General features: G+C 72.5%; 24 protein-coding genes. 21 read left to right on the top strand and 3 right to left on the bottom strand.

The annotated features are described in order from the left end of the window. Window positions 1-3 precede the first annotated feature (3 nt). The 6 genes from DEJ48_RS31765 (at window position 4) to DEJ48_RS31740 (ending at window position 6573) form a co-directional block, all read left to right on the top strand. Complete coding sequence (locus DEJ48_RS31765; RefSeq protein ID WP_150219612.1) at window positions 4-1614, top strand: glycerol-3-phosphate dehydrogenase/oxidase; 1611 nt, start codon at window positions 4-6, stop codon at window positions 1612-1614. 109 nt (window positions 1615-1723) lie between these two features. After that, window positions 1724-2788, top strand: coding sequence for an LLM class flavin-dependent oxidoreductase (locus tag DEJ48_RS31760; RefSeq protein WP_150219611.1), 1065 nt, complete (start codon window positions 1724-1726; stop codon window positions 2786-2788). Window positions 2789-2945: 157 nt separating this feature from the next. Further along, window positions 2946-3707, top strand: coding sequence for a nucleoside phosphorylase (locus DEJ48_RS31755; RefSeq protein ID WP_150219610.1), 762 nt, complete (start codon window positions 2946-2948; stop codon window positions 3705-3707). A gap of 49 nt (window positions 3708-3756) precedes the next feature. After that, window positions 3757-5112 (top strand): amidohydrolase, encoded by a 1356-nt coding sequence (locus tag DEJ48_RS31750; protein WP_150219609.1) that lies wholly within the window; start codon window positions 3757-3759, stop codon window positions 5110-5112. 89 nt (window positions 5113-5201) lie between these two features. Continuing rightward, window positions 5202-5819: a sulfite oxidase-like oxidoreductase gene (locus DEJ48_RS31745; protein ID WP_150219608.1), complete on the top strand. Its 618-nt coding sequence runs from the start codon at window positions 5202-5204 to the stop codon at window positions 5817-5819. Next, window positions 5812-6573 (top strand): ferredoxin reductase, encoded by a 762-nt coding sequence (locus DEJ48_RS31740; RefSeq protein ID WP_150219607.1) that lies wholly within the window; start codon window positions 5812-5814, stop codon window positions 6571-6573. Before DEJ48_RS31745 ends, DEJ48_RS31740 begins: the two co-directional genes overlap by 8 nt. 37 nt (window positions 6574-6610) lie before the next feature. On the opposite strand, the gene DEJ48_RS31735 is transcribed toward DEJ48_RS31740, so the two are convergent. Then, entirely contained in the window at window positions 6611-8047 is a 1437-nt protein-coding gene (locus DEJ48_RS31735) for an MFS transporter (protein ID WP_150219606.1), read from the bottom strand. A 271-nt stretch (window positions 8048-8318) separates the two neighbouring features. Between DEJ48_RS31735 and DEJ48_RS31730 the strand changes: the two genes are divergently transcribed. Genes DEJ48_RS31730 through DEJ48_RS31680 form a run of 11 tightly spaced genes read left to right on the top strand, consistent with a single transcriptional unit; the run spans window position 8319 to window position 18318 of the window. Further along, window positions 8319-9845: an aldehyde dehydrogenase gene (locus DEJ48_RS31730; RefSeq protein ID WP_150219605.1), complete on the top strand. Its 1527-nt coding sequence runs from the start codon at window positions 8319-8321 to the stop codon at window positions 9843-9845. Window positions 9846-9861: 16 nt separating this feature from the next. Beyond that, window positions 9862-10788 carry a VOC family protein gene (locus DEJ48_RS31725; protein ID WP_150219604.1) on the top strand — a complete coding sequence of 309 codons (927 nt, stop codon included), beginning with the start codon at window positions 9862-9864 and terminating at the stop codon, window positions 10786-10788. Beyond that, entirely contained in the window at window positions 10785-11582 is a 798-nt protein-coding gene (locus DEJ48_RS31720) for an aspartate dehydrogenase domain-containing protein (RefSeq protein ID WP_150219603.1), read from the top strand. The genes DEJ48_RS31725 and DEJ48_RS31720 overlap by 4 nt, the downstream gene beginning before the upstream one ends. Next, on the top strand, window positions 11579-12376 hold the full coding sequence (locus DEJ48_RS31715; RefSeq protein WP_150219602.1) for an alpha/beta fold hydrolase: 798 nt from the start codon (window positions 11579-11581) through the stop codon (window positions 12374-12376). Before DEJ48_RS31720 ends, DEJ48_RS31715 begins: the two co-directional genes overlap by 4 nt. A 3-nt stretch (window positions 12377-12379) precedes the next feature. Next, window positions 12380-12901 (top strand): cupin domain-containing protein, encoded by a 522-nt coding sequence (locus DEJ48_RS31710; protein ID WP_150219601.1) that lies wholly within the window; start codon window positions 12380-12382, stop codon window positions 12899-12901. Next, window positions 12894-13634 (top strand): SDR family oxidoreductase, encoded by a 741-nt coding sequence (locus tag DEJ48_RS31705; RefSeq protein ID WP_150219600.1) that lies wholly within the window; start codon window positions 12894-12896, stop codon window positions 13632-13634. Before DEJ48_RS31710 ends, DEJ48_RS31705 begins: the two co-directional genes overlap by 8 nt. Window positions 13635-13653: 19 nt before the next feature. After that, window positions 13654-14427: an SDR family oxidoreductase gene (locus DEJ48_RS31700; protein WP_150219599.1), complete on the top strand. Its 774-nt coding sequence runs from the start codon at window positions 13654-13656 to the stop codon at window positions 14425-14427. Window positions 14428-14436: 9 nt separating this feature from the next. Further along, window positions 14437-16068 carry a thiamine pyrophosphate-binding protein gene (locus DEJ48_RS31695; protein WP_150219598.1) on the top strand — a complete coding sequence of 544 codons (1632 nt, stop codon included), beginning with the start codon at window positions 14437-14439 and terminating at the stop codon, window positions 16066-16068. Between the two features lie 13 nt (window positions 16069-16081). Next, the gene (locus DEJ48_RS31690) at window positions 16082-17032 is read left to right on the top strand and encodes a PDR/VanB family oxidoreductase (RefSeq protein ID WP_150219597.1); all 951 of its coding nucleotides are present in this window, start codon (window positions 16082-16084) and stop codon (window positions 17030-17032) included. A 46-nt stretch (window positions 17033-17078) separates the two neighbouring features. Beyond that, window positions 17079-17303: a recombinase-like helix-turn-helix domain-containing protein gene (locus DEJ48_RS31685; protein WP_150219596.1), complete on the top strand. Its 225-nt coding sequence runs from the start codon at window positions 17079-17081 to the stop codon at window positions 17301-17303. Between the two features lies 1 nt (window position 17304). Further along, complete coding sequence (locus DEJ48_RS31680; RefSeq protein ID WP_150219595.1) at window positions 17305-18318, top strand: aromatic ring-hydroxylating oxygenase subunit alpha; 1014 nt, start codon at window positions 17305-17307, stop codon at window positions 18316-18318. Here DEJ48_RS31680 and DEJ48_RS31675 read toward each other — a convergent pair. Continuing rightward, the gene (locus tag DEJ48_RS31675; RefSeq protein ID WP_150219594.1) at window positions 18300-18854 is read right to left on the bottom strand and encodes a MarR family winged helix-turn-helix transcriptional regulator; all 555 of its coding nucleotides are present in this window, start codon (window positions 18852-18854) and stop codon (window positions 18300-18302) included. The genes DEJ48_RS31680 and DEJ48_RS31675 overlap by 19 nt on opposite strands. Before the next feature lie 183 nt (window positions 18855-19037). Here DEJ48_RS31675 and DEJ48_RS31670 point away from each other — a divergent pair, with 183 nt between their 5' ends. The 4 genes from DEJ48_RS31670 (at window position 19038) to DEJ48_RS39895 (ending at window position 23498) form a co-directional block, all read left to right on the top strand. Further along, window positions 19038-19709 (top strand): FadR/GntR family transcriptional regulator, encoded by a 672-nt coding sequence (locus DEJ48_RS31670; RefSeq protein ID WP_150219593.1) that lies wholly within the window; start codon window positions 19038-19040, stop codon window positions 19707-19709. Between the two features lie 151 nt (window positions 19710-19860). Continuing rightward, window positions 19861-20859: a PAC2 family protein gene (locus DEJ48_RS31665; RefSeq protein ID WP_150219592.1), complete on the top strand. Its 999-nt coding sequence runs from the start codon at window positions 19861-19863 to the stop codon at window positions 20857-20859. 242 nt (window positions 20860-21101) lie between these two features. Further along, window positions 21102-22859 (top strand): S8 family peptidase, encoded by a 1758-nt coding sequence (locus DEJ48_RS31660; protein ID WP_150219591.1) that lies wholly within the window; start codon window positions 21102-21104, stop codon window positions 22857-22859. Window positions 22860-22892: 33 nt separating this feature from the next. Next, window positions 22893-23498: a hypothetical protein gene (locus DEJ48_RS39895; RefSeq protein ID WP_190537719.1), complete on the top strand. Its 606-nt coding sequence runs from the start codon at window positions 22893-22895 to the stop codon at window positions 23496-23498. A gap of 117 nt (window positions 23499-23615) precedes the next feature. Here DEJ48_RS39895 and DEJ48_RS31650 read toward each other — a convergent pair whose 3' ends face one another. Beyond that, window positions 23616-26678 (bottom strand): NPCBM/NEW2 domain-containing protein, encoded by a 3063-nt coding sequence (locus DEJ48_RS31650; RefSeq protein ID WP_150219590.1) that lies wholly within the window; start codon window positions 26676-26678, stop codon window positions 23616-23618. Window positions 26679-26820 lie beyond the last annotated feature (142 nt).

Genomic DNA, 26820 nt, shown 5'->3' with positions numbered 1-26820 from the left:
CACATGACCACCCTGCAGAGCGTCCCTGCCCTCGGGACGCATACGGCCGCCGGTTCCCACCAGAGCCGCGCCGAGACCCGGGAGCAGCTTTCCAAGGCGACGTACGACCTCCTGGTGATCGGCGGCGGGATCCTGGGCATCTCCACCGCCTGGCATGCCGCGCAGTCCGGACTGCGGGTGGCCCTGGTGGACGCCGGTGACTTCGCCGGCGCCACCTCCTCCGCCTCCTCCAAGCTGCTCCACGGCGGTCTGCGCTACCTGCAGACCGGTGCGGTGAAGCTGGTCGCGGAGAACCACTTCGAGCGTCGCGCGGTGTCCCGTCAGGTGGCCCCCCACCTGGCGAACCCGCTCACGTTCTACCTGCCGGTGTACAAGGGCGGCCCGCACGGGGCCGCCAAGCTCGGCGCGGGCGTGTTCGCGTACAGCGCGCTCTCCGCGTTCGGCGACGGCGTCGGCCACCTCCTGTCGCCGTCGAAGGCCGCGCAGGACGTGCCGGAGCTGCGCACCGACAACCTGAAGGCCGTCGCGGTCTACGGCGACGACCAGATGAACGACGCCCGCATGGCCCTGATGACGGTCCGCGCGGCCGTCGAGGCCGGTGCCGCCGTCCTCAACCACGCCGAGGTCACGGGACTGCGCTTCACCCAGGGCCGGGTCACGGGCGCCGAGCTCAAGGACCGCACGACCGGCGACGAGTTCGGTGTCAACGCCCGTCTGGTCCTGAACGCGACGGGACCCTGGGTCGACCACCTGCGCAAGATGGAGAACCCGGCCGCGGCGCCCTCCATCCGCCTGTCCAAGGGCGCGCACCTGGTCCTCAAGCGCACCGCCCCCTGGAAGGCCGCGCTGGCGACCCCGATCGACAAGTACCGCATCACGTTCGCCCTGCCCTGGGAGGACATGCTGCTGCTCGGCACCACGGACGAGGAGTTCGAGGGCGACCCGGCGGACGTGCGCGTCACCGAGGCCGACACCGCGCAGATCCTGGACGAGGCCGCGTTCTCCATCCGCGACCAGCAGCTGTCGCGGGACCTGATCACGTACTCCTTCGCCGGTCTGCGGGTGCTGCCCGGCGGCCCCGGCGACACCTCGAAGGCCAAGCGCGAGACGGTCGTCACCGAGGGCGCGGGCGGCATGCTGTCCGTGGCGGGCGGCAAGTGGACCACGTTCCGCCACATCGGCCGGACGATCATGAAGAAGCTGGAGTCGCTGCCGGGCCACCCGCTGGGCGACGACTACGAGCCGGTCTCCTCGCTGCCGAAGAAGCTGCCGCTGCCCGGCATCGCGAACCCGCGCGCCGTCGCCCACCGCCTCCTGGTGGACGGCCCGGCACCCGGCCCGCGCATGGCCGCCGACACGGCCAAGCACCTGGCGACGCACTACGGCTCGCTCTCCTTCGACATCGCCCGCCTGGCGAACGAGAACCCGGAGCTCGCCGAGCGCGTCCACCCGGACGCCCCGGAGATCTGGGCCCAGGTCGTCTACGCCCGCGACAACGAGTGGGCCGAGACCGCGGACGACGTGCTGCGCCGCCGTACGACGCTGACGATCCGTGGCCTGGCCACGGACGACGTCCGCAGCAAGGTCGAGGACCTGCTGGGCAAGAAGGCCTGACAGACGTCTTCGTAGAGGGTTGGTAAGGGGCGGTCGCCATGGCGACCGCCCCTTACTCATGCCACGCCGCCGCCACAGAGCCGCAATGTTCGGCGCGCAGGGTTGAATCATGAAGTTTCAGGTGCTCTCCCTCATCTCCCGCTCCCCGCACCCCCTGACCGGTGAACTCCCCTCCGCCGCCGCACGGTTCGAGGACGTCATCGAGGTCGGCGTGACGGCGGAGCGGCTCGGTTACGACGCGTACGCCGTGGGCGAGCGGCACGCGGGGGCCTTCCTGTCGTCGAGCCCGACCGTCGTGCTCGGCGCCCTCGCGGCACGCACCTCCCGGATCAGGCTCCTCACCGGTGTCACCGTCGTCGCGATCCTCGACCCCGTGCGGGTCGCCGAGGACTACGCGACGCTCGACCAGATCTCGCGCGGCCGTGTGGAACTCGTCGTCGGCAAGGGCGCCGAAGCCGGGCACTTCGACCTGTTCGGGCTCGACGAGGCCCGGCAGTGGGACCTCCAGCGCGAGAAGTACGAACTGCTGCGCCGCCTGTGGGAGGAGGAGAACGTCGACTGGGAGGGCGAGTTCAGACCGCCGCTGAAGGGCGTGACGACCGTGCCGCGCCCCTACGCGGGCACCCCGCGCGTCTGGCACGGATCGGCGACGTCGCTCAACTCCCCCGAGCTGGCGGCCAGACACGGCGACCCGCTCTTCACCGCCAACGCGGTCCAGCCCCGCTCCGCGTACGCCTCGCTCATCGGCCACTACCGCGAGCGGTTCGAGGCGTACGGCCACGATCCGGCCCGCGCCCGCGTGGCGGCCGGCTCCGGCGGGCTGCTCATCGCGGACACCGCCGAACAGGCCGTCTCGCGCTACAAGGAGCTGTACGAGGCGAAGGTCGCCCAGACGTTCCGGCCCGATCTGGAGGGCAGGGCGGGCTACAACACGCCGTTCCGGACCATCGAGGACGCCATCGCGGACGGGCCGCAGCTCATCGGCTCCCCGCAGCAGATCATCGACAAGATCCTCGGCTACCACGCGGTGTACGGGCACGACCTGCAATCGATCACGGTGGACGGCTTCGGGCTCGCGCGCGGGGAGCAGATCGAGACGCTGCAGCGGTTCGCCGAGGAGATCGCGCCGGTGGTGCGGCGGGCCGCGCCGTCCACGCTGTGGGACACCCTGTAGCGGCCCGGTCGCCGTGGTCGCGGCGATGCCGGGCCGGGCGCCGCCCCTCGGGGTGCTGCTCGCCCGGCTACTCTTCGGGGTCGCGGGGGCGGTCGGGTTCCGGCTCCGGGCAACAGCCTCACGCCGCGGAAACCGAGTCCCTCCTAGGAGCATCCTCATGACGTCGTCCACCGACGCGCTGCCCATCACCCGCGTCCCCCGCACCGGCCTGCCCGCGCACGCGGTCGTCGTCGGCGACCCGGGCCGTGCGGCCGCCGTCGCCGATCTCCTGGCCGACGCGAAGGAGGTGTCGTACCACCGTGAGTACCGCACCTTCGTCGGCACCTGGCAGGGCACGCCCGTCGTCGTCGCCTCGCACGGGGTGGGCGCGCCCGGCGCGATCCTCCTGTTCCAGGAGCTCGCCGAGGCGGGCGTCACGACGATCCTGCGGCTCGGCACGGCGGGCGCGATCCGGCCCGGCATCCGCGACGGCGACCTGGTCGTCGCGGACGCGGCGGTGCGCGACGACGGCGTGACGCAGCAGCTGATCCCCGCCGAGTACCCGGCGTTCTCGGCGCCGGAGGCGGTGCTCGCCCTGCAACGCGCGGCGCGGGCCGCGGGTGCCCCGTACCACCGGGGTGTGGTGTGGACGCGGGCCGCGTTCCAGCCGGGGTTCCTGCCGCTGCCCGGCGAGGCGTACGCGGCCGCCGGGATCGCCGCCATCGAGATGGAGCTCTCGGCGCTGTACGTCTTCGCGTCGACGCACGGCCTGACGGCGGGCGGCGCCCTGGTCGTGGACGGCGCGAACGCCGACGAGCTCGTCGACAAGGACGCCACAGGCGGGTACGACCCGCACCGCGACGTGGTCGCCGACGGGGTCGCCCGGGGTGCCCGGATAACCTTGGACGCGCTGCGCCTGCTGGCCTCCACCGAGCGCTGAACGACCGTAGCGGCCAGCCAGAACCGAGGCGACCAGGGAGAACGGAACGATGCAGCCCACTGAAGTGCCGGCCCAGGACCGCGGCGGCTCCATAGACCTGCTGGTGCACGGCGGCGACGTGCTGACCGTCGACGCCGCGGGCACCGTCGTGGCGGACGGGGCGGTCGCCGTCCGCGGCGGCCGCGTCGTCGAGGTGGGGCCCGCCGAGCGGCTGCGCGCCGCGTACGAGGCGGCGGAGGAGATCGACGCGCGCGGCTGTCTCGTCCTGCCGGGTCTGATCAACACGCACACGCACCTCGCGATGAACCTGATGCGCGGCATCGCCGACGACGTCACGCTGCAGGGCTTCCTGGCCCGGGTCATTCCGCGCGAGGCCGAGGTCCTCTCGCCGGACACGGTGGCCACCGCGATGCGGGCCGCCGTCGCGGAGTCCGTGCGCGGCGGGGTCACGACCGCGCTCGACATGTACTGGTTCCACGAGGCGGCCGAGGGCGCGGCCCGCGACGCCGGGTGGCGGCTGCTGACCGGGCCGACGTTCATGGACGTGCCGGGACCGCCGGACGGCAGGCTCTACGAGGAGCGGCTCGGCTGGGCGACCGCGCACCTGAAGGCGTACGTCGCGGCGCCGGGCGCCCGTCCCGTCGTCTGCGCGCACTCCGCGTACACGCTGAACCCCGCGCAGCTCACCGAGATCACGGCGCTCGCCCGGGAGCACGGCGCGCTGCTGCACATCCACGCCTCCGAGAACGCGGCGGAGGTGGCGAACGTCGTCGAGCAGCACGGCATGCGCCCCGTGGAGCTGCTCGACTCGCTCGGCGTGCTGGGCCCCGACACGCTGCTCGCGCACGCCGTGGACCTGACGGACGCCGAGATCGCGGCGCTGGCCCGCACCGGCACGGGGGTGGCGCACTGCCCGGTGTCCAACCTCAAGCTGGGCTGCGGCATCGCGCGCGTGCCCGACCTGCTGGACGCGGGCGTCACGGTGGGCCTCGGCACCGACGGCGCGGTGTCGTCCAACGCGCTCGACCTGCTGGGCGCGGTGAGGGTCGCCGCGCTGGTGCACAAGGCGGGCGGCGATCCCACCGCGGTCGGCGCCGAGCAGGCCGTCCGGATGGCGACGATCGAGTCGGCGCGTGCGCTCGGGCTCGGCGACCGCCTCGGTTCGCTGGAGGCCGGCAAGCAGGCGGACCTGATCGTTCTCGACCTGGACCGGCCGCACCTCGCGCCCCGGCACGACCCGTGGTCCACGCTGGTGTACGCGGCATCGGCCGCCGACGTCCGGGACACTGTGGTGGACGGCCGCGTCCTGATGCGCGACCGGACCCTGCTCACCCTGGACGAGCGGGCCGTCCTGCGGGCCCTCCAGGACGCGGCGACCGCCTCCGAGGCGGCGCCGGTCTCCTGACCCGTACAGAACCGGTCTCCTGACCCGTACAGAACCGGTCTCCTGACCCGTACAGAACCGACATCGACCCCCGAAGTGGCACCCACCGCATGACGTTCGAACCCACCCGCGGCTTCACCGGCCGCGCCCGAGCCGCCGACCGCGACCCGCGGCTGCCCCCGGGGCAGTACGACGCGGGCGACGGCTGGCCCGTCCTGTCCGCCGAGGTCACCCCGCGGCTCGCCGCCGCCGACTGGACGTTCCGCGTCGACGGTCTCGTCGTGGCCCCGCACACCTGGTCCTGGGACGAGGCGCACGCGCTGCCCGCCTCCGAGTACCGGGGCGACATCCACTGCGTGACGAGCTGGTCCAAGTTCGGGGTGCGGTTCGGCGGGGTGAGCCTGGACACGTTCCTGGCGGCGGCCCGCCCGCTCCCCACCGCGACGCACGTCGTCGCCTACTCGCACACCGGCTACACCACGAACCTCCCGCTGTCCGACGTGACGGACGGCAAGGCGTGGATCGTCTGGGAGTACGGCGACGGGCCGCTGCCCGCCGAGCACGGCGGCCCCGCCCGGCTGATCGTCCCCCACCTGTACTTCTGGAAGAGCGCCAAGTGGGTGGCGGGGCTGCGGCTCTCCGACCGCGACGAGCCCGGCTTCTGGGAGCAGAACGGCTACCACCACCGGGGCGACCCGTGGGCCGAGGAGCGTTACGCCGGTGACTGATCCACAGAGCCTCCAGGAGCGTTTCGTGCCGCCGACGGCGTTCGCCGTGCCCGGCCGCATCGAGGTGAGCAACCGTTCCGCGGCCGTGTGGCAGCGGGCGACCGTCGTGGAGATCCGCCGTGAGACGCCGCTCGTCTCGACGTTCCGTCTGAAGGTGCCCGACTGGCAGGGGCATCTGCCGGGCCAGCACCTGATGCTGCGGCTCACCGCCGAGGACGGCTACGTCGCCCAGCGGCACTACTCGATCGCCTCCGCGCCCGACGGCAGCGGCGAGATCGAGCTGACCCTCGACCACGTGCCGGACGGCGAGGTGTCGGGGCATCTGCACACCGTGGCGCACGTCGGCGACACGGTCGAGGTGCGCGGGCCGCTGTCCGGCTTCTTCGCCTGGCCCGGCGACCGTCCCGCGCTGCTGCTCGGGGCCGGCTCGGGCGTGGTGCCGCTGATGTCGATGGTCCGGCACCAGCGGCTCGCGGGGCTCGACGTGCCGGTGCGGCTCGTCGTTTCGGCGCGCACGCCCGCCGACCTGATCTACGCGGACGAGTACGGGGACGAGGCCACCGTCGTCCTGACCCGCTCCGAGGGCCGTCTGAACGCCGCCCATCTGGCGCCGTTCCTCGGCGCGGAGGGGCAGCCCGAGGGCGGCTGGGAGGCGTACATCTGCGGCTCCAACGGGTTCGCCGAGCATGCCTCGCAGCTGCTGGTGGCGGGCGGCCAGCCGGTGGACCGGATCAGGATCGAACGCTTCGGCTGACCACTTGCGCCCCATGCGGTGGTGCGGGGGGGCGGCGTCAGGGGGAGACCTCCTCCAGGCGCCGCCCCGCCGTCTCCTCCGCGCCGAGCGCCGCGACGACGGCGCCCACCACGGCCACCGCGCCGAGGGTCACGAAGACGGACGTGACGTTCCCGCCCGCGTAGACCGCGCCGACCACGATCGGGCCGAGGATCACGCCGAGCCGGTTCATGGCGCCGCCCACGCTGCTGCCGAGGGCCCGCATCCGGGTCGGGAACAGCTCCGGCGTGTACAGGTACAGGCAGATGTTGGAGCCGAAGAAGAAGACCGCGGCCAGCGACGTCCAGGCGAGGACCTCCAGCGGGGTGCGGGCGCCGAGGAACGCGAGTACGAGCAGCATGGCCGCCGCGCCGCCCAGACACCCGGTGATCACGCGCCTGCGCCCGGCCCGGTCGACGGTGAGCGCGGCGACGAGGCAGCCGAGCAGGCCCGCGCAGGACGTGACGGTGGAGTAGAGGAGCGCGTCCGAGAGGGACAGGTCGTAGCGGTTCTGGTAGATCGTCGGCAGCCAGGACGTGATGCCGTAGTTGACGAAGTAGCCGGTGAACCAGAGAACGCCGATGACGAGGGTGCGGCGGCGGTAGCGGCCGGTGAAGAGGCCGCGCAGTCCGGTGGCGGCGGCCTCGTCCGACTCTGCGTGCCGCTCCCCGGGCACCGCCTCGGCGGGCTCCGGGTCCGGCACCGTGCCGACGGGTGGCAGGCGCCTGCCCGTGACCCGTTCGACCTCCGCCTCGATGCCGTCCATCACCGCCCCGGCCTCCTCCGACCTGCCGTGGTCCGCGAGCCAGCGCGGCGACTCGGGCACCTTGCGCTGGACGACGACACACAGGACGCCGGGCAGTGCGGCGAGGACGTACATCCAGCGCCAGCCGAGGACCGGCACCACCCATGCCGCGACCAGCGCGCCGACGGTGAGCCCGGCGGGGAAGACCAGCTCGTAGAGGAGCACGAAGCGGCCGCGCCGGTGGCTGCGGGTGATCTCGGCGATGAACGTGGCGGCGACCGGGACCTCGCCGCCGATCGCGAGGCCCTGTACGAAGCGCAGCGCCATGAAGACGTCGGGCGTGGGGGACGCGGCGAGGGCGAGGTTGGCGGCGCTGGAGACGGCGACGCACAGCGCGATGACCTTCACCCGGCCGATGCGGTCGGCGAGGCGGCCGGAGAGCAGGGCGCCGACGAGCATGCCGATCGAGCCGACGGTGAGCAGCAGCGTCGCCCGTGAGGTGGAGAGGTGCCACTCGTCGCGGAGCTCGGGCAGGGCGTAGGCGATCAGGAGCTGGTCGAAGGCCTCGAAGAAGGTGACGGCGCCCACGATGAGCCGGACGGTGACGTGCCAGCGGCACAGGGGGAGGCGTTCGAAGCGGGCGGCGATGTGGGCGCGGGCGGCGCCGGCGGGGCTGTCCGGTGTGCGGTCCGGGGAGGCGTCGATCGTCATGCGGGTACTCCGCTGCTGAGGGGGCGGGGGCCGGAAGGGCGCGTGGGGGGCGGAGAGGCGCGTGAGCGCAAAGTCTCTTAGCGCTTAAGTTGTATCGCTCGCCCTCAGGACCGCGTCAAGGGCCTGTACAGGGAAATCGTCGACAGTCGCTCATCGACGGGGTCTTGCGCCCGAGATATTTAAGCCCTTAGATTTCTAGCGCTTGCCCAAGTCGGCCAAGCGCACCCCCTCAACTCCCCCGCCCCGCAAGCGATGCAAGGAGGGCACCCGCATGCCCCGAACACCCGCAGCAGGCGAAGCGGCCGTCGTTGACGCAGGATCCGTCGCGGACGAAGCGCTCATCGCGGGCGAGTGGCGGCGCGGTGCGGGCGCCCCCGTCCGCACCCTCGACCCGGCCACGGGCCGCGAGCTCGCCACCGTGCACGCCGTCACCGTCGAGGAGGTCGCCGAGGCGGCCGGTGCCGCGGCCCGCGCCGCCGCCGACCCCCGCTGGCGCGACCTGCTGCCGCACCACCGCGCCCGGCTCCTGCACCGCGTGGCCACCCTGATCGACGACAACGCCGAGCACCTCGCCGCGCTGCAGACCGCCGACACCGGCAAGACCCTCACCGAGACCCGCGCACTGGTCGCGAGCGCCGCCGGGACGTTCCGCTACACGGCGGCCGCCCTGGAGACCGCCGAGGACGCGCTCACGCCCTCGCGCGGTGACTACGTCACGATGAGCGTGTACGAGCCGATCGGCGTCGTCGGCGCCATCAACCCCTGGAACTCGCCCGTCGCGAGCGACGCGCAGAAACTCGCCCCCGCGCTCGCGGGCGGCAACGCCGTCCTCCTCAAGCCCGCCGAGTGGACCCCGCTGGTCTCGCTGGCTCTCGGCCGCCTGGTCAGCACGGCGCTCGACGAACTCGGCCTGCCCGCGGCCCTGTTGTCCGTCCTGCCGGGGCGCGGCAGCATCGTCGGCGACGCGATCGTGCGGGACCCGCACGTCGGCAAGGTCACCTTCACCGGTGGCACCGCGACGGGCCGGACCCTCGCGCACGCCGCCGCCGACAAGCTCATGCCCGTATCGCTGGAGCTCGGCGGCAAGTCCCCGACGGTCGTCCTCGCCGACGCGGACGTCGAACAGGCCCTGGCCGGGGTGATGTTCGGGGTCTTCTCCTCCAGCGGGCAGTCCTGCGTCGCCGGGTCACGGCTCTTCGTGGCACGCGAGCTGTACGCGGAGTTCGTCGGCGAACTCGTCGAGCGTGTGTGCAAGTTGCGCGTCGGGCCCGGCACGGACCCCGACACCCAGGTCGGCCCGCTCGTCCACCACGCGCACCGGGACTCCGTCGCCCGATACGTGGACCTCGCCCGCGAGGAAGGCGCACGCGTGCTGTGCGGCGGCGCCGCGCCGGAAGGGGCCGCTTACGCCGACGGCGCGTACTACCTGCCCACCGTCCTCGACGGCCTGCCGAACTCCTCGCGGACCTGCCAGGAGGAGATCTTCGGCCCGGTCCTCGTCGCCCTGCCCTTCGACGACGAGGACGACCTCGTACGGCAGGCCAACTCCTCCGTGTACGGACTGGCCTGCGGCATCTGGACCCGCGACCACCGGGCGGCGTGGCGGATCGCGCGCCGCGTCGACGCGGGCACCGTCTGGATCAACACGTACAAGCAGTTCAGCATCTCGACCCCCTTCGGCGGCATGAAGGACAGCGGCCTCGGCCGGGAGAAGGGCCGCGACGGCATCCGCTCCTACCAGCGCCAGAAGTCCCTGTACTGGGGCACCGCCGACACCCCGCTGCCCTGGGCCGCATGACCTTCTGGAGCACCCGATGCCCCCTCCCCCGACAGCCTCTGCCCACCCCCCGATAGCCCGGCTGCGCGCCCTGCGCTCCGTCGAACTGCTCACCCCCTCCTTCGCGGAGGCCGCCGACTTCTACGAGGACGCCTGGGGCCTCGAGGTCGTCGAGGCCGAGCACAGCGCGAGCTGGCTGCGCGGCACCGGCGACGAGCACCACGCCCTCCAGCTCACCCGCTCCGACCGGACCGGACTCGGCCGCCTCTCCTTCGCCGTCGGCACCCCCGCCGAGGTCGACGAGGCCGCACGGCGCCTGGAGGCGCGCGGCATCGTCCCGCTGTGCGGTCCCGGGCCGCTCGACCAGGTGGGCGGCGGCTACGGCCTGCGGTTCGCCGACCACGAGGGCCGCGTCGTCGAGCTCTCCGCCGACACCTGGGCGGTACCGCCGCGCGGCAGGGACGGCGCGGTGCCCGTGGGCGTCACGCACGCCGTCCTGAACACCACCGACATCGACGCGTCGGTCTCCTTCTACACGGACGTGCTCGGTCTGCGCGTCTCCGACTGGTCCGAGCACCAGATGGCGTTCCTGCGCTGCAACGCCGACCACCACTGCGTCGCCTTCAACCAGGCGGAGTGGGTCTCCCTCAACCACGTGGCGTACGAGATGAGTTCGGTCGACCACTTCATGCGGGGCCTCGGACGCCTCCGCCACCACGGGGTCGTCCCGCAGTGGGGCCCCGGCCGGCACGGTCCCGGCAACAACACCTTCTCGTACTTCACCGATCCGACCGGGCTCGTCTGCGAGTACACCTCCGAGGTCGCGCAGGTCGTCGAGGACCGCTGGATCGCCAAGGTGTGGCGGCGGGTGCCGGAGCTGTCGGACCTGTGGGGCACGGCGGGGCCACCGTCGAAGGAGATCCGCTGCCACATGGCCGGCTCGCCGGAAGGAGTACGCGCATGACCACCGTACGGAAAGTGGGGCTCGTCGGCTGGGGTGCCATCGGCCGCGTCGTCGGCACCGCCCTCGTCGAAGGCCGCCTCCCCGGCGCCGAGTTGGTGTGCGTCGTCGACAACCGTCCGCTCGGCGAGGCGGCGCCCGCGCCGCAGGTCTCCTTCGACGAGGCCCTGGAGCGCTGCGACCTGATCGTGGAGGCGGCGGGGCAGGGTGTCGTACGGGAGTGGGGCGAGCGCGTCCTGGCCTCCGGGACCGACCTGCTGATCGCCTCGACCGGCGCGCTCACCGACGAGGAGCTGTCGAAGCGGCTGCTCGCGGCGGGCCCGGGCCGGGTGTACTTCACCGGGGGCGCGGTCGGCGGTCTCGACCTGCTCCAAGCCGTACGCTCCCTCGGCCCGCTCGACGAGGTGCGGCTGACCACCACGAAACTGCCGGGCACCCTCGAACAGCCCTGGATGGACGAGGCGTTGCTGGCGCGGCTGCGCTCGGCGACCGGACCCGTCGAGGTCATGTCGGGCACCGCGCGCGACGTCCCCGTGAAGTTCCCGAAGTCGACGAACGTCGCGGCGTCCGTCGCCCTCGCCGTCGGCGACCTGGACGCCGTGCGGGTCAGGGTCGTCGCCGATCCCGGCGCGCACCGCACGCGGCACGTCGTCGAGGCGTCCGGGGCGCACGGCGCGTACCGCTTCGAGGTCGCCCACCTCCCGGACCCCGGCAACCCGGCGACCAGCCAGGTCGTGCCGTACGCGGTGCTGCGCTCGGTGGCGGCGCTCGCCGGGCGGACGGGGCAGATCCTGTGACCGCCGCCCCCGCCGTCCATGTGGAGGAAGCCGGATCGTCGGGCCCGCTGCTGCTGTGCCTGCACGGCATCGGCTCCTCGTCGGCCGCCTTCGCCCCGCAGCTCGCCGAGCTCTCCCGGCACCTCAGGGTCCTCGCCTGGGACGCACCGGGGTACGCCAGGTCCCCGGACCCGGACGGGCCGTTGGACCTGGACGGGTTCGCGGACGCGACGGCCGAGGTGATCCGCTCCCGGGGCGCGTCGGCGCACGTGCTCGGCGTCTCGTGGGGCGGTGTGATCGCGCTGCGGCTCGCCGCCCGCCACCCCGGCCTCGTCGACTCACTGATCGTCGCGGACTCCGGCCCCGGCTCCGGCACCGACCCGGCGAAGGCCGACGCCATGCGGCGGCGCGCCGCCGAGCTCGCCGAGGCCGGACCCCGCGCCTTCGCCGAGCGGCGCGGCCCCCGCCTCGTCTCACCGGACGCGCCGCCCGAGCTCGTCGCCCGGGTCGTCGACACCATGGCCGCCTCGGTGCGCCTGCCCGGCTACGCGTACGCCGCCGAGTCGATGGCCGCCGCCGACCTGCGCGAGGAGATCCCCGCGATCACCGCGCCCGCCCTCGTCCTCTGCGGCGACCAGGACCGGGTCACCGGCGTCGAGGCCTCGCAAGTCCTCGCCGGCGCCCTGCACAAGACCGCCTACGTGATCGTCAAGGACGCCGGTCACCTGGCGAACCAGGAACAGCCCGGGCGGTTCAACGCCTGGGTGCTCTCCCACCTCCGCATCACCGACCGCCTACCCGAGCAGGAGTTCTGAGCCATGCCTCTGACCACGACCGCGTACGACAACGGCGGCGACCTCGCCCGCTACACCGACTCCCTCATCGCGTCGAAGGACTCGCGCGTCGCGGACTTCGACACCCTCTCCTTCCAGGAGAAGGCGGGCCCGCAGTACCGCCGCGGCCAGATCCGCTACGTGGGTTCCGGCGCCACCGGCGACCACGAGGGCGACAGCCGCATCCTGCCCTCCGGCGGCTTCACCTTCTCCAACATGCTGCTGCCGCCCGGCGCCGAAGGGCCCGCCCACACCCACCACGACGTGGAGGAGGCCTTCTTCGTCCTGGAGGGCGAGGTCAGGGTCGGCGTGCACCGGGGCCCCGACGAGGTCGAGTACCGCACGCTCGGCTACCGCGACATGATCGTCGTCCCGGCCGGGGTGACCCGGTCGCTGAAGAACGAGGGCGACACCGACGCCCTGTTCTGCGTCGTCATCGGCACGCGGAAGCCGCAGGTGCCGTCGTACCCGGAGTACTCGCCGATGCACGGCGTGACCCGTGACTGACCCGCGCACCGTCGTGCTCACCGGGGCGGGCCGCGGGCTCGGGCTCGCCATGGCCCGCCGGGCGGGCACCGACGGCTTCCGGGTCGTCGTCGCCGAGCTCGACGCCGGACGCGGTGCGGGGGCGGCGCGGGAGCTGCGCGCCGAGGGGCTCGACGCCCACTTCGTGCGCTGCGACGTCGCCGACCCCGCGTCGGCCGGGGAACTCGCCGACGCGGTGGGCGACATGGGGCCGCTGTACGGACTCATCAACAACGCGGCCCTCGCCAACGGCGTGGGCGGCAGGGAGTTCCAGGACATCGACATCGCGGCGTGGGACCGGCTGATGACGGTCAACGCACGCGGGCCCTGGCTCGTCGCGAAGATCCTGCTCCCGCTGTTCGGGCCCACCGGGCGCATCGTGAACATCGCGTCGGACGCGGCCCTGTACGGCTCCCCGCGACTCGCCCACTACATCGCGTCGAAGGGTGCCGTCATCGCCCTCACCCGGGCCATGGCGCGGGAGCTCGGCGAGCGCGGCATCACCGTCAACGCGCTGGCGCCGGGCCTCACCGAGTGCGAGGCGACCGAGACGGTGCCGGCCGAACGGCACGGCCTGTACCGGGCGCGCCGGGCCATCGCACGCCCGCAGCGGCCCGACGACCTGGTCGGGCTCGCCGCCTTCCTCCTCTCCGAGGAGTCCCGCTACCTGACCGGACAGGTGGTCGCCGTCAACGGCGGCTTCACCATGAACTGACCCACGGGAGAACACCGTCATGGATCTGGGCCTCGCCGACCGGACCTATCTGGTCACCGGCGGCAGCTCGGGCGTCGGCCTGGCCACGGTCCGCGCCCTGCTCGACGAGGGCGCGAACGTCGCCACCTGCGGCCGCGACGCCGACCGGCTGAAGAGCATCGGCACGCACGAGCGCCTCTTCACCGCGCCCTGCGACGTACGGGACGCCGCCGCCGTACGGGAGTTCACGGGCGCCGCAGCCCATGCGTTCGGCGGCGTGGACGGGCTCGTCAACAACGCCGGGCAGTCCCGGATGAAGCGCTTCGACGAGACGACCGAGGACGACTGGCGCGACGAGCTGGAGCTGAAGTTCGCGGGGGTCCTCAACCCGCTGCACGCCGCCCGCCCCCACCTGCGCGCCTCGACCGCCGCGTCCGTCGTCAACGTCAACGCCGTCCTGGCCAAGCAGCCCGAGCCGCGCCTCATCACCACCAGCGCCGCCCGCGCCGGCATCCTCAACCTCTCCGCGTCCCTGGCCAGGGAGCTCGCGCCGGACGCCATCCGCGTCAACTCCGTCTGCCTGGGTCTCGTCGACACCGGGCAGTGGACGCGCCGGCACGCCGCCGCCGGGTCCGGTCTGCCGTACGAGGAGTGGCAGGCGGAGCTCGCCGCCGACCGGGGTGTGGCGCTCGGGCGGCTCGGGCGGGCCGAGGAGGTGGCGTACGCGATCCTCGCGCTGCTCTCGCCGCGCGCCTCCTACATCACTGGAACCAGCATCGACGTCTGCGGCGGAGTCGGCCGCGGCATCCTCTGAGGAGCCCTCATGCGTTACGACAACGGAGGCGATCTCCTCGTCGCCGTCCTGCGGGAACTCGGCATCGACACGGTCTTCGGGATCGTCAGCGTCCACAATCTGCCGCTCGTCGAGGCCGTCGACCGGGAGCTGCGTTTCGTGCCGGTGCGGCACGAGGCGACGGCCGTGAACGCGGCCGACGCCCACGGCCGGGCCCGTGGTTCGCTCGGCTGCGCGCTCACCTCGACCGGTACCGGCGCGGGCAACGCGGCCGGGTCGCTCGTCGAGGCGCTCAGCGCGGGGACGTCCGTGCTGCACGTCACCGGGCAGGTGGAGAGCCGCTACCTGGGCAGCGGGCGCGGATTCATCCACGAGACGAAGGACCAGCTGGGCATGTTGACGGCGGTGTCGGCGTACGCGGCGACCGTGCCGTCCGCCGTGGACGCGGGCCGCGTGCTGCGCGAGGCGGCCCGTGCCGCGCTGGCCGCGCCCGGCGGCCCCGCGAGCGTGGAGTGGCCGGTGGACCTCCAGTACGCGGCGCAGACCGACACCGCGCTCGACGTGCCCGCGCCGCTCTTCTCCGAGCCGCTGGGCGCCGAACTGGCGGCGGCGGGCGAGCTGTTGGCGTCGGCGCGGCGCCCCCTGGTCTGGGCGGGCGGCGGTGCCACGCGTGCCGGGACCGAGCTCGCGGAGCTGCTCACCGCCACCGGGGCCGGCCTGCTCACCTCCAACTCGGGGCGCGGCACGGTGCCCGAGGACGACCCGCGGGTCGTCGGAAACTTCGCGACCACCCCCGAGGGCCGCGCGCTGCTCGCGGACGCCGACGTCGTACTGAGCGTGGGCACGCACTTCAGGTCGAACGAGACCGCTGACTACAGCCTCGAACTGCCCGCCGCCCACATCCAGGTCGACATCGATCCGGCCGCCCTCGGCCGCGTCTACCCCGCCGCGCACACGCTGTGCGGCGACGCGGCGGGCGTGCTGCGGGCCCTGCTGCCGTATGCCCGCCGCGTCGGGACCGAGCCGGGCTGGAGCGGACGCGTCACCGGTGTGCGGGACGAGGTCCGCGCGAACCTGCGCGACGCCATCGGCCCGCAGGCCGCGCTCTGCGACGCGATCCGCGCCGCGCTCCCCCGGGAGGCGGTGGTGGCCCGTGACGTGACGATCGCGTCGAGCAGCTGGGGCAACCGGCTCCTGGACATGTACGACCCGCGGGACAACGTCTTCCCGCGCGGCGGCGGCATCGGGCAGGGCCTCGGCATGGGCATCGGGGCGGCGCTCGCGCGGCCGGGCGCGCCCACGGTGGTCCTCGCGGGCGACGGCGGGCTCGCCGTGCACCTCGGCGAGCTCCTCACGCTCGCGCAGGAGGCGCCGGACCTGACACTGATCGTCTTCAACGACGGCGGTTACGGCGTGCTGCGCAACATGCAGGACCGCTACGCCGAGCGCCGCTCCGGCGTCGACCTCACCACGCCCGACTTCGCGCTCCTCGCGCGGGCCTGCGGACTGCCGTACCGGCGGATCGCCGCGGCCGAGCAGGCGGGGCCCGTCGTCGGCGAGGCCGTCGCGTCGGGCGGCCCGGTGCTCGTCGAGGTGGACCTCGCGGCGCTCGGCCCGATGAAGAGCCCGTTCACCCCGCCCGTGAAGATCCCCGCCGCGTAGGGAGGCCGCAGCCATGACCACATCGGAGAACCGTCTCGACCTGCGGGTGCGCCGGATGACGTGGGAGGCGCAGGGCGTCCTCTCCGTCGAGCTCGCCCACCCGGACGGCAAGCCCCTGCCCGCCTGGGAGCCCGGCGCGCACGTCGACGTGCTGGTGGGCGGGCAGGTGCGGCAGTACAGCCTGTGCGGAGACCCCCGGGACACCGCGTCGTACCGCATCGGTGTCCTCAACGAACCGTCCTCGCGCGGCGGTTCGCGGTACGTGCACACGCAGCTGCGCCCCGGCCAGACCGTCACCGTCACCGAGCCGCGCAACCACTTCGCGCTGGAGGAGGCGCCCGCCTATGTGTTCGTCGCGGGCGGCATCGGCATCACGCCGATCCTCGCGATGGCCCGCGAGGCGGCGCGGCGCGAGGCGCCCTGGCGGCTCGTGTACGGCGGGCGCACCCGCGACTCGATGGCGTTCACCGACGAACTGGACGCGCTGGGCGGCGCGTTGACCCTCGTACCGCAGGACGAGCGGGGGCACATCGACCTCGCCGAAGCACTTGAGGGACAGACCCTGCCGGAGGGCACGCTCGTGTACTGCTGCGGGCCCGAGCCGCTGCTCGCCGCCGTGGAGGCGGCCTGCCCGGCCGAGCGGCTGCGCGTGGAGCGCTTCGCGGCGCCGGTCGTCGAGCGCTCGGGCGGCGACGCGGCCTTCGAGGTGGAGTGCCGGCGTTCGGGGGTGACGCTCTCGGTGGGCCCGGACACCTCGGTCCTGGCGGCCGCCGAGGCCGCGGGGCTGCCCGTGCGCAGCTCCTGCCGGGACGGCATCTGCGGCTCCTGCGAGACCCGTGTCCTCGACGGCACCCCCGACCACCGTGACTTCCTGCTCAGCGAGGCCGAGCACGCCACGAACGCCTCGATGATGATCTGCGTCTCGCGCTGCGCCTCCGGCCGCCGTCTCGTCCTCGACCTGTGAGACCTGTGAGACCTGTGAACCACTCCCCCGGCCCCTGGAGGCATCAGTGACCACGACCTGGCCGTACCTGGACGTCCACCAGTCCCGTACGCACGAACCGACCCCCTACGAGTACAAGCTCGCCGCCACCCTCGAAGAGGTCTTCACCAAAGAGGGCCACGAACTGGCCGACGTCGTCCGCGGGCTCAACGCCCGCCAGGTCCACGCGCCCGACGGCGCGCCCTGGACCGAGGAGTCCTTCCGCGCCGAGATGAACCGACTGGGAGCCTGAGATGACCCTGCCCGTGCACGACACCGCCGACCACATCTACGCCACGGGCCTGCGCAACCAGTGGCACCCGGTCGTCCCGTCCTCCTTCGTGACACCCGGCGCCATGCGCAAGGTCACCGCCCTCGGCGAACAGTGGCTGCTCTTCCGCCGCTCCGACGGCACCCTGTCGATGCTCGCCGACCGCTGCCCGCACCGCGGGGCGCCCCTCTCGCTCGGCAAGCACCTGGGCGACCGGGTGGCGTGCTGGTACCACGGGGTGGAGGTCGAGACCGACGGCACCGTGTCGTCCGTGCCCGGCCTGCCGGGCTGCAACCTGGAGGGCAAGAAGCTCGTCACGTCGCTGCCCGTGCGCGAGGTCGGCGGCGCCGTCCTCGCGTACTTCGGCGACGAGCGGCACCCCGAACCGGCCGAACTGACGCTGCCCGAGCCGCTCACCGACCCCGAGGTCGACGCGATCCTCTGCTACGCGGAGTGGAACGGGCCGTGGCGGTTCGCGGTGGAGAACCTCCTCGACCCGATGCACGGCGCGTTCCTGCACCACGAGTCGCACACCATGTACAACGGCGACACCACCGCCAAGTTCCGCATCCGGGAGACGGACCGCGGCTACTTCTTCGAGAAGACGGACCAGCGGGGCGTCAACTTCGACTGGGTGGAGCTGTGCCGCACGGGCGTGGACTGGGTGGACCTGACCATCCCGTATCCGCCGTCGGCGGGCCCCGGCGGCCCGTTCGGGATCGTCGGCATGGTCTGCCCGGTCGACGAGGACCGCACCGGCGTCTTCTTCTGGCGCTACCGGCGCGTGCGGGGGTGGCAGCGCGACACGTGGCGCTTCCTCTACAAGACCCTCATCGAGGAGCGCCACTGGCAGGTCCTCGAACAGGACCGCGTGATGCTGGAGGCCATGCCGGCCGATGCCGACCAGCGGGAGAACCTCTACCAGCACGATCTGGGCGTGGTCCGGCTGCGTCGGATGTACCGCGCGGAGGCGGTGGCTCAGGCCTCGCCGGCCTGATCCTCCTGCGCTTCCCGCGGACCGGCTTCGGTGATGGACCGCTCCAGTTTGGACATGAGGCGGGCCAGCTGACGCCGTTCGGCCGGGGAGAGCCCGTCGAGCATCCGGCGTTCGTTCTCGAGGTGCTCCGCGAACACCTCGTCGATCTTGGCGAGACCGGCGTCGGTGAGCCGTGAGTAGACGACGCGGCGGTCGTCGGCGTCGCGCTCGCGCACGATCAGGCCGTCCTTCTCCAGCCGGTCGATGCGGAGCGTCACCCCGGCCGACGAGACGAGGCCGGAGTCGGCCAGCTGGCCCGCGGTGAGGCGGTAGGGAGCGCCGGCCCTGCGCAGCGCGGTCAGCACGTCGAACCCGGCGACCGCGAGTCCGTGCTGCTCGATCGCCGAGGTCAGCCGTGTGTTGTAGCGGATGAAGGTGCGGTGCAGCCGGGCGAGGACCTCCAGCGGCGAGGTGTCGAGGTCGGGCCGCTCCCGTGCCCAGTCCGCGATGATCGACGCCACCGCGTCCGGCTGGTGCGCCGCCTTCTTCCCGGCCATCTGCCGCCCGCCCTCCTGGGACCGCCCGGCGGTGCGCCGGGACCCGTGGGGAAATCTTAGCCCTCAAGGAAATGTCTCCGTAGGCCTACGAGCACCGGGGGGAATCCTCCTACTCCCGTGCGGTGCGGCCGCGACCCGGTCCATAATCGCCTGATACATCGGATGTCTATTAGGCGAGGTCCCATGGCTGTCACCGACGAGGCCATCGAGAAGATCAAGGGAATGATCGTCTCGGGCGCGCTGCGCCCCGGCGACCGGCTGCCCAAGGAGAGCGAACTCGCCGCCGAGCTGGGCCTTTCGCGCAACTCGCTGCGCGAGGCGGTGCGCGCCCTCGCCCTGATCCGCATCCTCGACGTACGCCAGGGCGACGGCACGTACGTCACCAGCCTGGACCCCCAACTCCTCCTGGAGGCCCTGAGTTTCGTCGTCGACTTCCACCGCGACGACACGGTCCTGGAGTTCCTCGCGGTCCGCCGGATCCTGGAACCGGCGGCCACGGCGATGGCCTGCGCCCACATCTCCGACGCCGAACTGGACGCCTTGAGCGAGCAGTTGGACGCGCTGGGGGCCGCGCCGTCGGTGGAGGAGCTGGTCGCCGCCGACCTGGAGTTCCACCGCGGCATCGTCCAGACGTCCGGCAACTCCGTCCTGTGCTCCCTCCTCGACGGCCTCTCGGGCCCCACCACCCGGGCCCGCGTCTGGCGCGGCCTGACGCAGGAGGACGCCGTCAGCCGCACCCTCCACGAGCACCGGGCGATCCTCACCGCGCTCCGCGACCGCGACGCGGAGGCGGCCCGCTCGTGGGCGACGGTGCACATCGCGAGCGTCGAACAGTGGCTGCGCACGACGCTGTGAGACCGCCTCGTTCCTGTGCGTGAAAGCGCTGTTTCCCGGGCCGGAGCGTGGGCAGTGATCACGCACTCCCCCACGCAAGGGGGCTGCGGACGGACCCCGCCGACGCCGTAAGGTTGGGGCGTACGCAAGGGAACGTCGGAAGGAGGCCTGGGTGATCGAGCTCGAGGGGGTACCCGAGCTGGTCGACCCGGTCATGGTGGCCGCGTTCGAGGGCTGGAACGACGCCGGCGACGCCGCCTCCGCCGCGGTCGCGCATCTCGACAAGGAGTGGAAGGGCGAGGTGTTCGCGGCACTGGACGCCGAGGACTACTACGACTTCCAGGTCAACCGCCCCACCGTCTGGCTCGACGGCGGAGTGCGGAAGATCACGTGGCCGACGACCAGGCTCTCGGTGGTCCGCGTCGGCGGCGACAAGCCCCGCGACCTCGTCCTGGTCCGTGGCATCGAGCCGTCCATGCGCTGGCGGTCGTTCTGCAACGAGATCCTGGGCTTCGCGCACGAACTGGGCGTCGAGCTGGTCGTGATCATGGGCGCACTGCTCGGTGACACCCCGCACACCCGCCCCGTCCCGGTCAGCGGAGTGACGTCCGACCCGGACCTGGCGCGCACCATGGACCTCGAAGAGACCAAGTACGAGGGGCCGACGGGCATCGTCGGCATCCTCCAGGAGGCGTGCACGCACGCGGGTGTCCCGGCCGTCAGCCTGTGGGCCGCCGTGCCGCACTACGTGTCGCAGCCACCCAACCCCAAGGCCACACTGGCGCTCCTCAACCGCCTGGAGGACCTGATCGACCTGCGGATCCCGCTGGGCGAGCTGGCCGAGGACGCGCGCGCCTGGCAGGTGGGCGTGGACCAGCTGGCCGCCGAGGACAGCGAGGTCGCGGAGTACGTCCAGTCGCTGGAGGAGGCGCGGGACACCGCGGAGCTCCCCGAGGCGTCCGGCGAGGCCATCGCCCGCGAGTTCGAGCGGTACCTGCGGCGGCGCGACGGCGGGGAGGGCGGAGCCGGCGGAGCGGCGTACCTCCGGGACTCGCCGAGCGACCGCACGCGGCCGCCGAAGCCGAAGCCGACGCAGCGGCCGGGACAGGGCACGGAGGACGGCGAGGGCGAGAGCGGCGACTCGGGCCCTCCGGATTCCTCGGACGACTGACCTTCACAGCGCGATGGGGCGGCACCTGTAGAGGTGCCGCCCCATTGTGCTGCTCATGGCCGAAGTGCGACTGATGTGCGGCTCGTGGCCGAATTGCACGGGGTTCCCTTTTCAACTTCTCTTCAAACGCTGTTGCTCGAAAGAGGGGTGGACGGCGCGGCCCGGCCGTAGCAGGGTGTGCCCCGGAAACCTGGCGCAGCGCACAGCACGGCACCCGAAGGACGGAAGGGAGCGGTGAAGCGATGACCGAGCAGGCAGACCCGGCGCGGGACCCCGGAGCCGGCGGGCCGGGCCCCGACGGCATGGGATTCACCTACCGAGAAGCCCAACAAGAGCTGATCGTCGTCGCCAGGCCCGAGGCCCGGCTGCGCGCCGGCGAGCGGGACGTCCGCTCGGCCTCCGGCTCCGACGTATCGGCCCTGAACATGTTCCTCACGGACGAACAGCTCACTCTGGAGCCGCTGTTCGGCAACGAGGACCGACTGCGGGCCGCCGCCCCCTCGGCGACGGGCGGGGACGACGTGCCCGACCTGGCCCTCTTCTACCGCGTCCGCGGCGGCGACGACCGGCCCGACGAACTGCGCGCACGGATGGCGGCGCTGCCGGGCATCGACACGGCGTACGTGAAGCCCGGCGCCGTACCGGCGTCGATCGACCCCTCGCCGACCCAGCCGCACGACCTGGACGAGGCGACGCGGCGACGCAAGGAGGGCATGCCCGCCACACCCGACTTCACCAGCCGACAGGGCTACTTGAAGCCGGCGCCGGAGGGAATCGACGCACGCTGGGCGTGGCAGCGCATCGGCGGCTCCGGCGAGGGCGTCACCGTCGTCGACATCGAGGGCGCCTGGCAGCTGCGCCACGAGGACCTCGCCGCGAAGCTCGCCGGTGTCGTCGTCGGGACACCCCTCCAGGACCTGGCCTGGCGCAACCACGGCACCGCGGTGATCGGCGTCATCGGCGGCGATCGCAACTCCCTCGGCATCACCGGCATCGTGCCGGAGGCCGTGACGGCGACCGCCTCCTTCCAGCCCCTCGGCACGGCCGCGACGATCCACGCGGCGGCGGAGCGGCTGAACCCCGGCGACATCATCCTGCTCGAACTGCACCGCCCTGGGCCGAAGTTCGACTTCGGGCCGCGCGACGACCAGAAGGGCTACATCGCCATCGAGTGGTGGCCGGACGACTACGCGGCGGTGCGGTACGCCACCGCGAAGGGCGTCCTCGTCGTCGGCGCGGCGGGCAACGGCGCCGAGTCCCTGGACGACGCGGTGTACGAGCGCAGGCCGGACGGCTTCCCATCCTGGTGGCGCAACCCGTTCAACCCCAGCAACCGTTCCTCCGGAGCGGTCCTGGTCGGCGCGGGCGCTCCCCCGCCCGGCACCCATGGCCGCGATCACGGCCCCGACCGCTCACGCCTCGCGTTCTCCAACTACGGGGCGCGCGTGGACGCGCAGGGCTGGGGCCGTGAGACCACCACGACCGGCGGCTTCTGGGACCGGCCCGGCGATCTGCAGGGCGGCGCCGACGAAATCGCCTGGTACACCGACACGTTCTCCGGCACGTCCTCCGCGTCACCGATCGTCGTGGGCGCCCTCGCCTCGCTGCAGGGCATGCTGAAGGCCGCGGGCCAGCAGCCGATGACGCCGGACCGGGCCCGTGCGACGCTGCGCGCGACGGGCTCCCCGCAGCAGGACGCGCCGGGCAGGCCCGCGTCGCAGCGGATAGGCAACCGCCCCGACCTCAAGGCGGCGGTGACGAACCTGCTGCCGTCCGCGGTGGGTTCGGGTCAGGCCGAGCGGTACTGGGACGAGCTGCTCCCGTATCCGCCGGAGCTCCCGCCGCGGCTCCGGCTGTTCGTGGCCGGGCAGTGGCGCAACCTCGACAACCCGTCCCCCGAGACGCGGCAGGCGGTCCACGCCGCCTTCGCGGGGGGACGGCCGGACGTACGCGTCTGGTTCTCGGACGACGAGGTCGTCGGCCTCGTCGTCACCGGCTGAATCAACCAATCAGTGAGGGAAGGTGGCACACGCATGAGCACCACCCCGCAGATGAGTCAACTGGGTCAGCAGCAAGGACGGCAGTACGAATCACAGCAGCAGCACGGCCCCCAGCAGTACGGACCGCAACAGTACGGGCCGCAGCAGTACGGCCAGCAGCAGAGCCCCAGCACGGCCCCGCCGCAGCAGAGCCAGCAGCAGTACGGCCAGCAGGGCATCCAGGGGCAACCGGGCATGCAGGGCCAGCACAGCATGCAGGGCCAGCAGGGCATGCAGCAGGTCCCGCCGCAGCTGCGCCAGCAGCTCCAGCAGCTCGGCCAGCAGCAGCCGTTCCAGAACCTGCTCCAGCAGTTCGGCCAGCAGCAGGAACAGCAGATCCCGCAGGCGCAGGCGCCGGAGATCTCCACCCAGGCACTCGCGTCCAACGTCGCGACGGCGTTCTGGGACGTCGTCGAGCCGCTGCCCGGCCAGGCGTACATCCTCTATCTGCACGTCGACAACGCCTGGCGCGCCTTCGTCGACCCCAACCCGCACACCCATGACGAGGTCCAGGAGGCCTTCGCCTACGGGCATCAGGTGATCGGCTACTACGACACCAACAACCCGGGCTACCTGCTGGCCATCGTCATCACCAAGTAGGACACCGAGTCGCAACGGCGGCGCCGGGCGGAGATCTCTTCCCGCCCGGCGCCGCTCACGCGCGCCCTAGGGCCTGGGGCGGAAGTCCCGCCTGCCCCGCGACGCCCGGCACAGGCCCTAGGCGCAGCTGAACCGGGCCGCCGCCCAGTCCGCGTGGTCCCCGCTCTTGGAGCCGTTGGTGTCGGACACCTTCAGCTCCACGTGCCGGGCGCCCCGCACGTCGACGTCGACCGGGACCGTCGCCGACGCGCCCGTCACCTTCGGCGAGGTCCACAGCACCTTGCCGTCGGCCTCGACGGAGAAGGCGACCTCTCCGTAGCCGTTGATCTCGTCGTCGATGCCGACGTCCGCGCTGAACTTCGTGCAGCGGCCGCCCGGATAGACCTCGATGACGGAGTCGGCGTGCGTACCGATCCCCTTCTCGTACGTCCTTCCGGCCAGGGTCAGCGTGTGACCGTCCTCGGCGCCGGACTCGCCGTTGCTGCGGTCGCGTTCGGCGGGCCCGTACCCGTTGGTGGACTTGAGCCACTTCATGTCGCTCGCCCAGGTGTCCTCGACGGGCGCCTTGGGCATCACACCGAGCGCGAACCGCTGGACGGCGGTGCGGTCCTGGCCCGCCGACCGGTGGCGGACGGTCGCGGTGAGCGGCTGCTCGCCGATGTCCGCGTCCTTGGCCGGGGTGAGGGCCACCTCGACGCGGCGCGTGGTGCCCGCGGGGACGCGGTCGGCCTTCGCGGTGCCCGCGGTCCAGCCGGCCGGCACGTCGAGGGTGGCCTCGACGCCGGTGGCGTCCCTCGTGCCCGCCGTGATGTCGACGGCGACCTTCCCGGGCGTGCCCGCGCCGAGCTCCTGACCGGCGGGCACACTGACGGTGGCCGGCGCGCCCGGCACGGCGCCGCCGACGGCGCTCGTGTCGTCGAGCCGCAGCTCGAAGCCGCGATCGGTGCGCAGAGCGGCCGTCTTGACCTTCACCACACCGCCGCGGTCGTCACGGTCGTAGAACCATCCGGCCCGCGCACGGTCGTACGCGCTCTCCGAGGAGAGCCGCGGCAGCCGGTGCCCGCCCAGCTCCACACGACTGGGCGCGTCACCGGTGTGCAGGGTGAAGGAATGGGCCCGGCTGCCGGGCTTCCCCTTGTACGTGCCCTTGCTCGCGCCGATCCGTACCCGCACGTCACCCGCTCCGGAGTGCGGCGCCCTGACCTCGGCGCGCTGAGTGGCGTACTTGCCGTCGCGGTGCTGCCGGGTCACGCCGTCGTCCTCGTACAGCTCGAAGGAGGAGTCGCCCTGCGGGTAGATGTCCCAGGCGAGCGGCGAATGTGACGTGCGGTCCCGGTAGGAGCGGATGCCGCCCGGCCACATGGGCACGGTCGCACCGCCTCGCACGAAGAGGGGCAGCGTGTCGAGGGGCGCGCTGTAGCCGTCGATCGTGGTCGGCCCCTGGTAGGTGCGCCCGCTCCAGTAGTCGGTCCAGGTGCCCTTGGGGAGGTAGATGCCGTCGCGGGTGGTGGTGTCCTTGTAGACGGGCGCGACAAGGAAGTCCTCGCCGGTCAGGAACTCGTACTTGGCGGCGTCGGTCGCGGCCTTGGGGTCATGGGGGTACTCCAGGGCGAGCGGCCGCACGGCTCCGACCCCGGTCTGGGTCGCCTCGTGGCCGTACGAGTACAGATAGGGCAGCAGCGACTCGTGCAGCTTCAGATACTTGCGGTTGATGGAGGTGTAGGGCTCGCCCTGGCGGAACGGCTGCTTGTCGCTGGCGGCCCAGCCGTCCATCGTCATCGTGACGGGCAGGAACATCTTCCACTGGAGGTCGCGCACGTACGTCTTGGGGCTGCCGCCGAAGATGCCGTCGACGTCACCCGTCGTATAGGCGAGCCCGGACATGGTGGACCCCGCGTAGGTCGGGATCTGCCAGCGGATGTACTCCCAGCTGCCGCTCTGGTCGCCGGACCACTGCACGCCGCAGCGCTGCGCGCCGGACCAGCTCTCCGGGGCCCAGGTGAAGCCGCGGGCGTCGCTGTTGTCCTCGATCCCCTTGTAGGCGTCCTTGCATCCGTCGAGCGCCTTCTTGTAGCCGTCGCCGACCCAGGCGACGTCGAGCTTGGCGACCCGCTGGCCCGCCTTGACCTGCTCGGCGATCTTGTCGAGCCCGTCCTCGGTCCACAGGCCGAGCTGCATGTCGCGTTCCTGGAGCCCCTTGGCGGTCTCGGCAAGATCCTCGTAACCGCAGCCGTAACCGTCGTTGACGAGCATCCACCCGTTGGGCATGTCGTTCTCGACGTACCCGTCGGCGACCTTCAGCGAGTCGAGGGTGTGCCGCTCGCCGCGGTTGGCGTTGTGGAGGTAGCAGTCCGCGTCGCCGATCTCCATGCCGTAGACCGGCGGCAGGAAGGGCTTTCCGGTGAGCTTGGTGTACTGCCCGATGACGTCCTTTGCGGCGTCGCTGCCGCGCCCGGCGAAGTAGTAGGCGTCGAACCGCTGTTCCTTGGCGGTGGCGGTCACGGGCGCGCCGAAGTCATAGGTGTTGGGTGCGTACGTGTTCCGAAAGACGCCGTACCCCTCGGAGGACAGATAGAAGGGCACGGAGTTGGGATGCCCTCCGTCGTCCCAGTTGTAGTCGACGCTGACCTCGACCTTCTTCCCGCGATGGGAGGTGTTGCCACGCCCGTTCTGCATCCCGCCGCCGTAGAACTGCTCGTCACCGCCCCGGGCGAGGCTCTGCGTGGTCCCCTCCTTGGTCCAGGACAGCCCCTTGGACTCGGCCCAGACCCGACTGCCGTCACTCCTGTAGAGGGCGAACCGCAGCGGCGACTTGTAGGCGCGCAGAGTCACCTCGGAGGTGCGCATCTCATAACGGTCACCTTTGTCGGCCCATTTGGTGCGGGGGGCCTTGCCTTGCGGCAGAACGATGTCGCCGCCCGCAGGATCGGTGAACTTCCCGTCGGGGGCGAGTTCGATCCGGAAGGTCTCGGCCGACACGAAGCTGACGCGTGCCTCGACCTGACCCGCGGTCAACTGATAGACGGAGCCGTCGGCGTCGAACCCGGTGACGTCACCGACGGTGGTGCCGGAAGGCTCCTCGGCGGCTTGCGCGGAGCCACCGCCGGGCCCGGCGAACACCGCGAGGAGCCCCAGAAGAACGACCGCGACCACCGGTCTGAAGCGCGTGGGAGATCTCATGGCGGAGGTCTAGCGCGGTAACCGGCCCCAGGGCCATGGACTTTGCACCCCAGCTCGTGGATTTCCGGGGACGTATCCGGCCCGGCTGGGGCCGCACGCGAGAACCGGTCGGCCGGAGAACTACCAGCCTGTCCGGCGCTTG

It is taken from the genome of Streptomyces venezuelae, from assembly GCF_008642315.1.
Taxonomy (GTDB): domain Bacteria; phylum Actinomycetota; class Actinomycetes; order Streptomycetales; family Streptomycetaceae; genus Streptomyces; species Streptomyces venezuelae_D.
The sequence above is the reverse complement of the archived record's forward strand: the minus strand, read 5'-3'. Positions and strand labels throughout refer to the sequence as shown.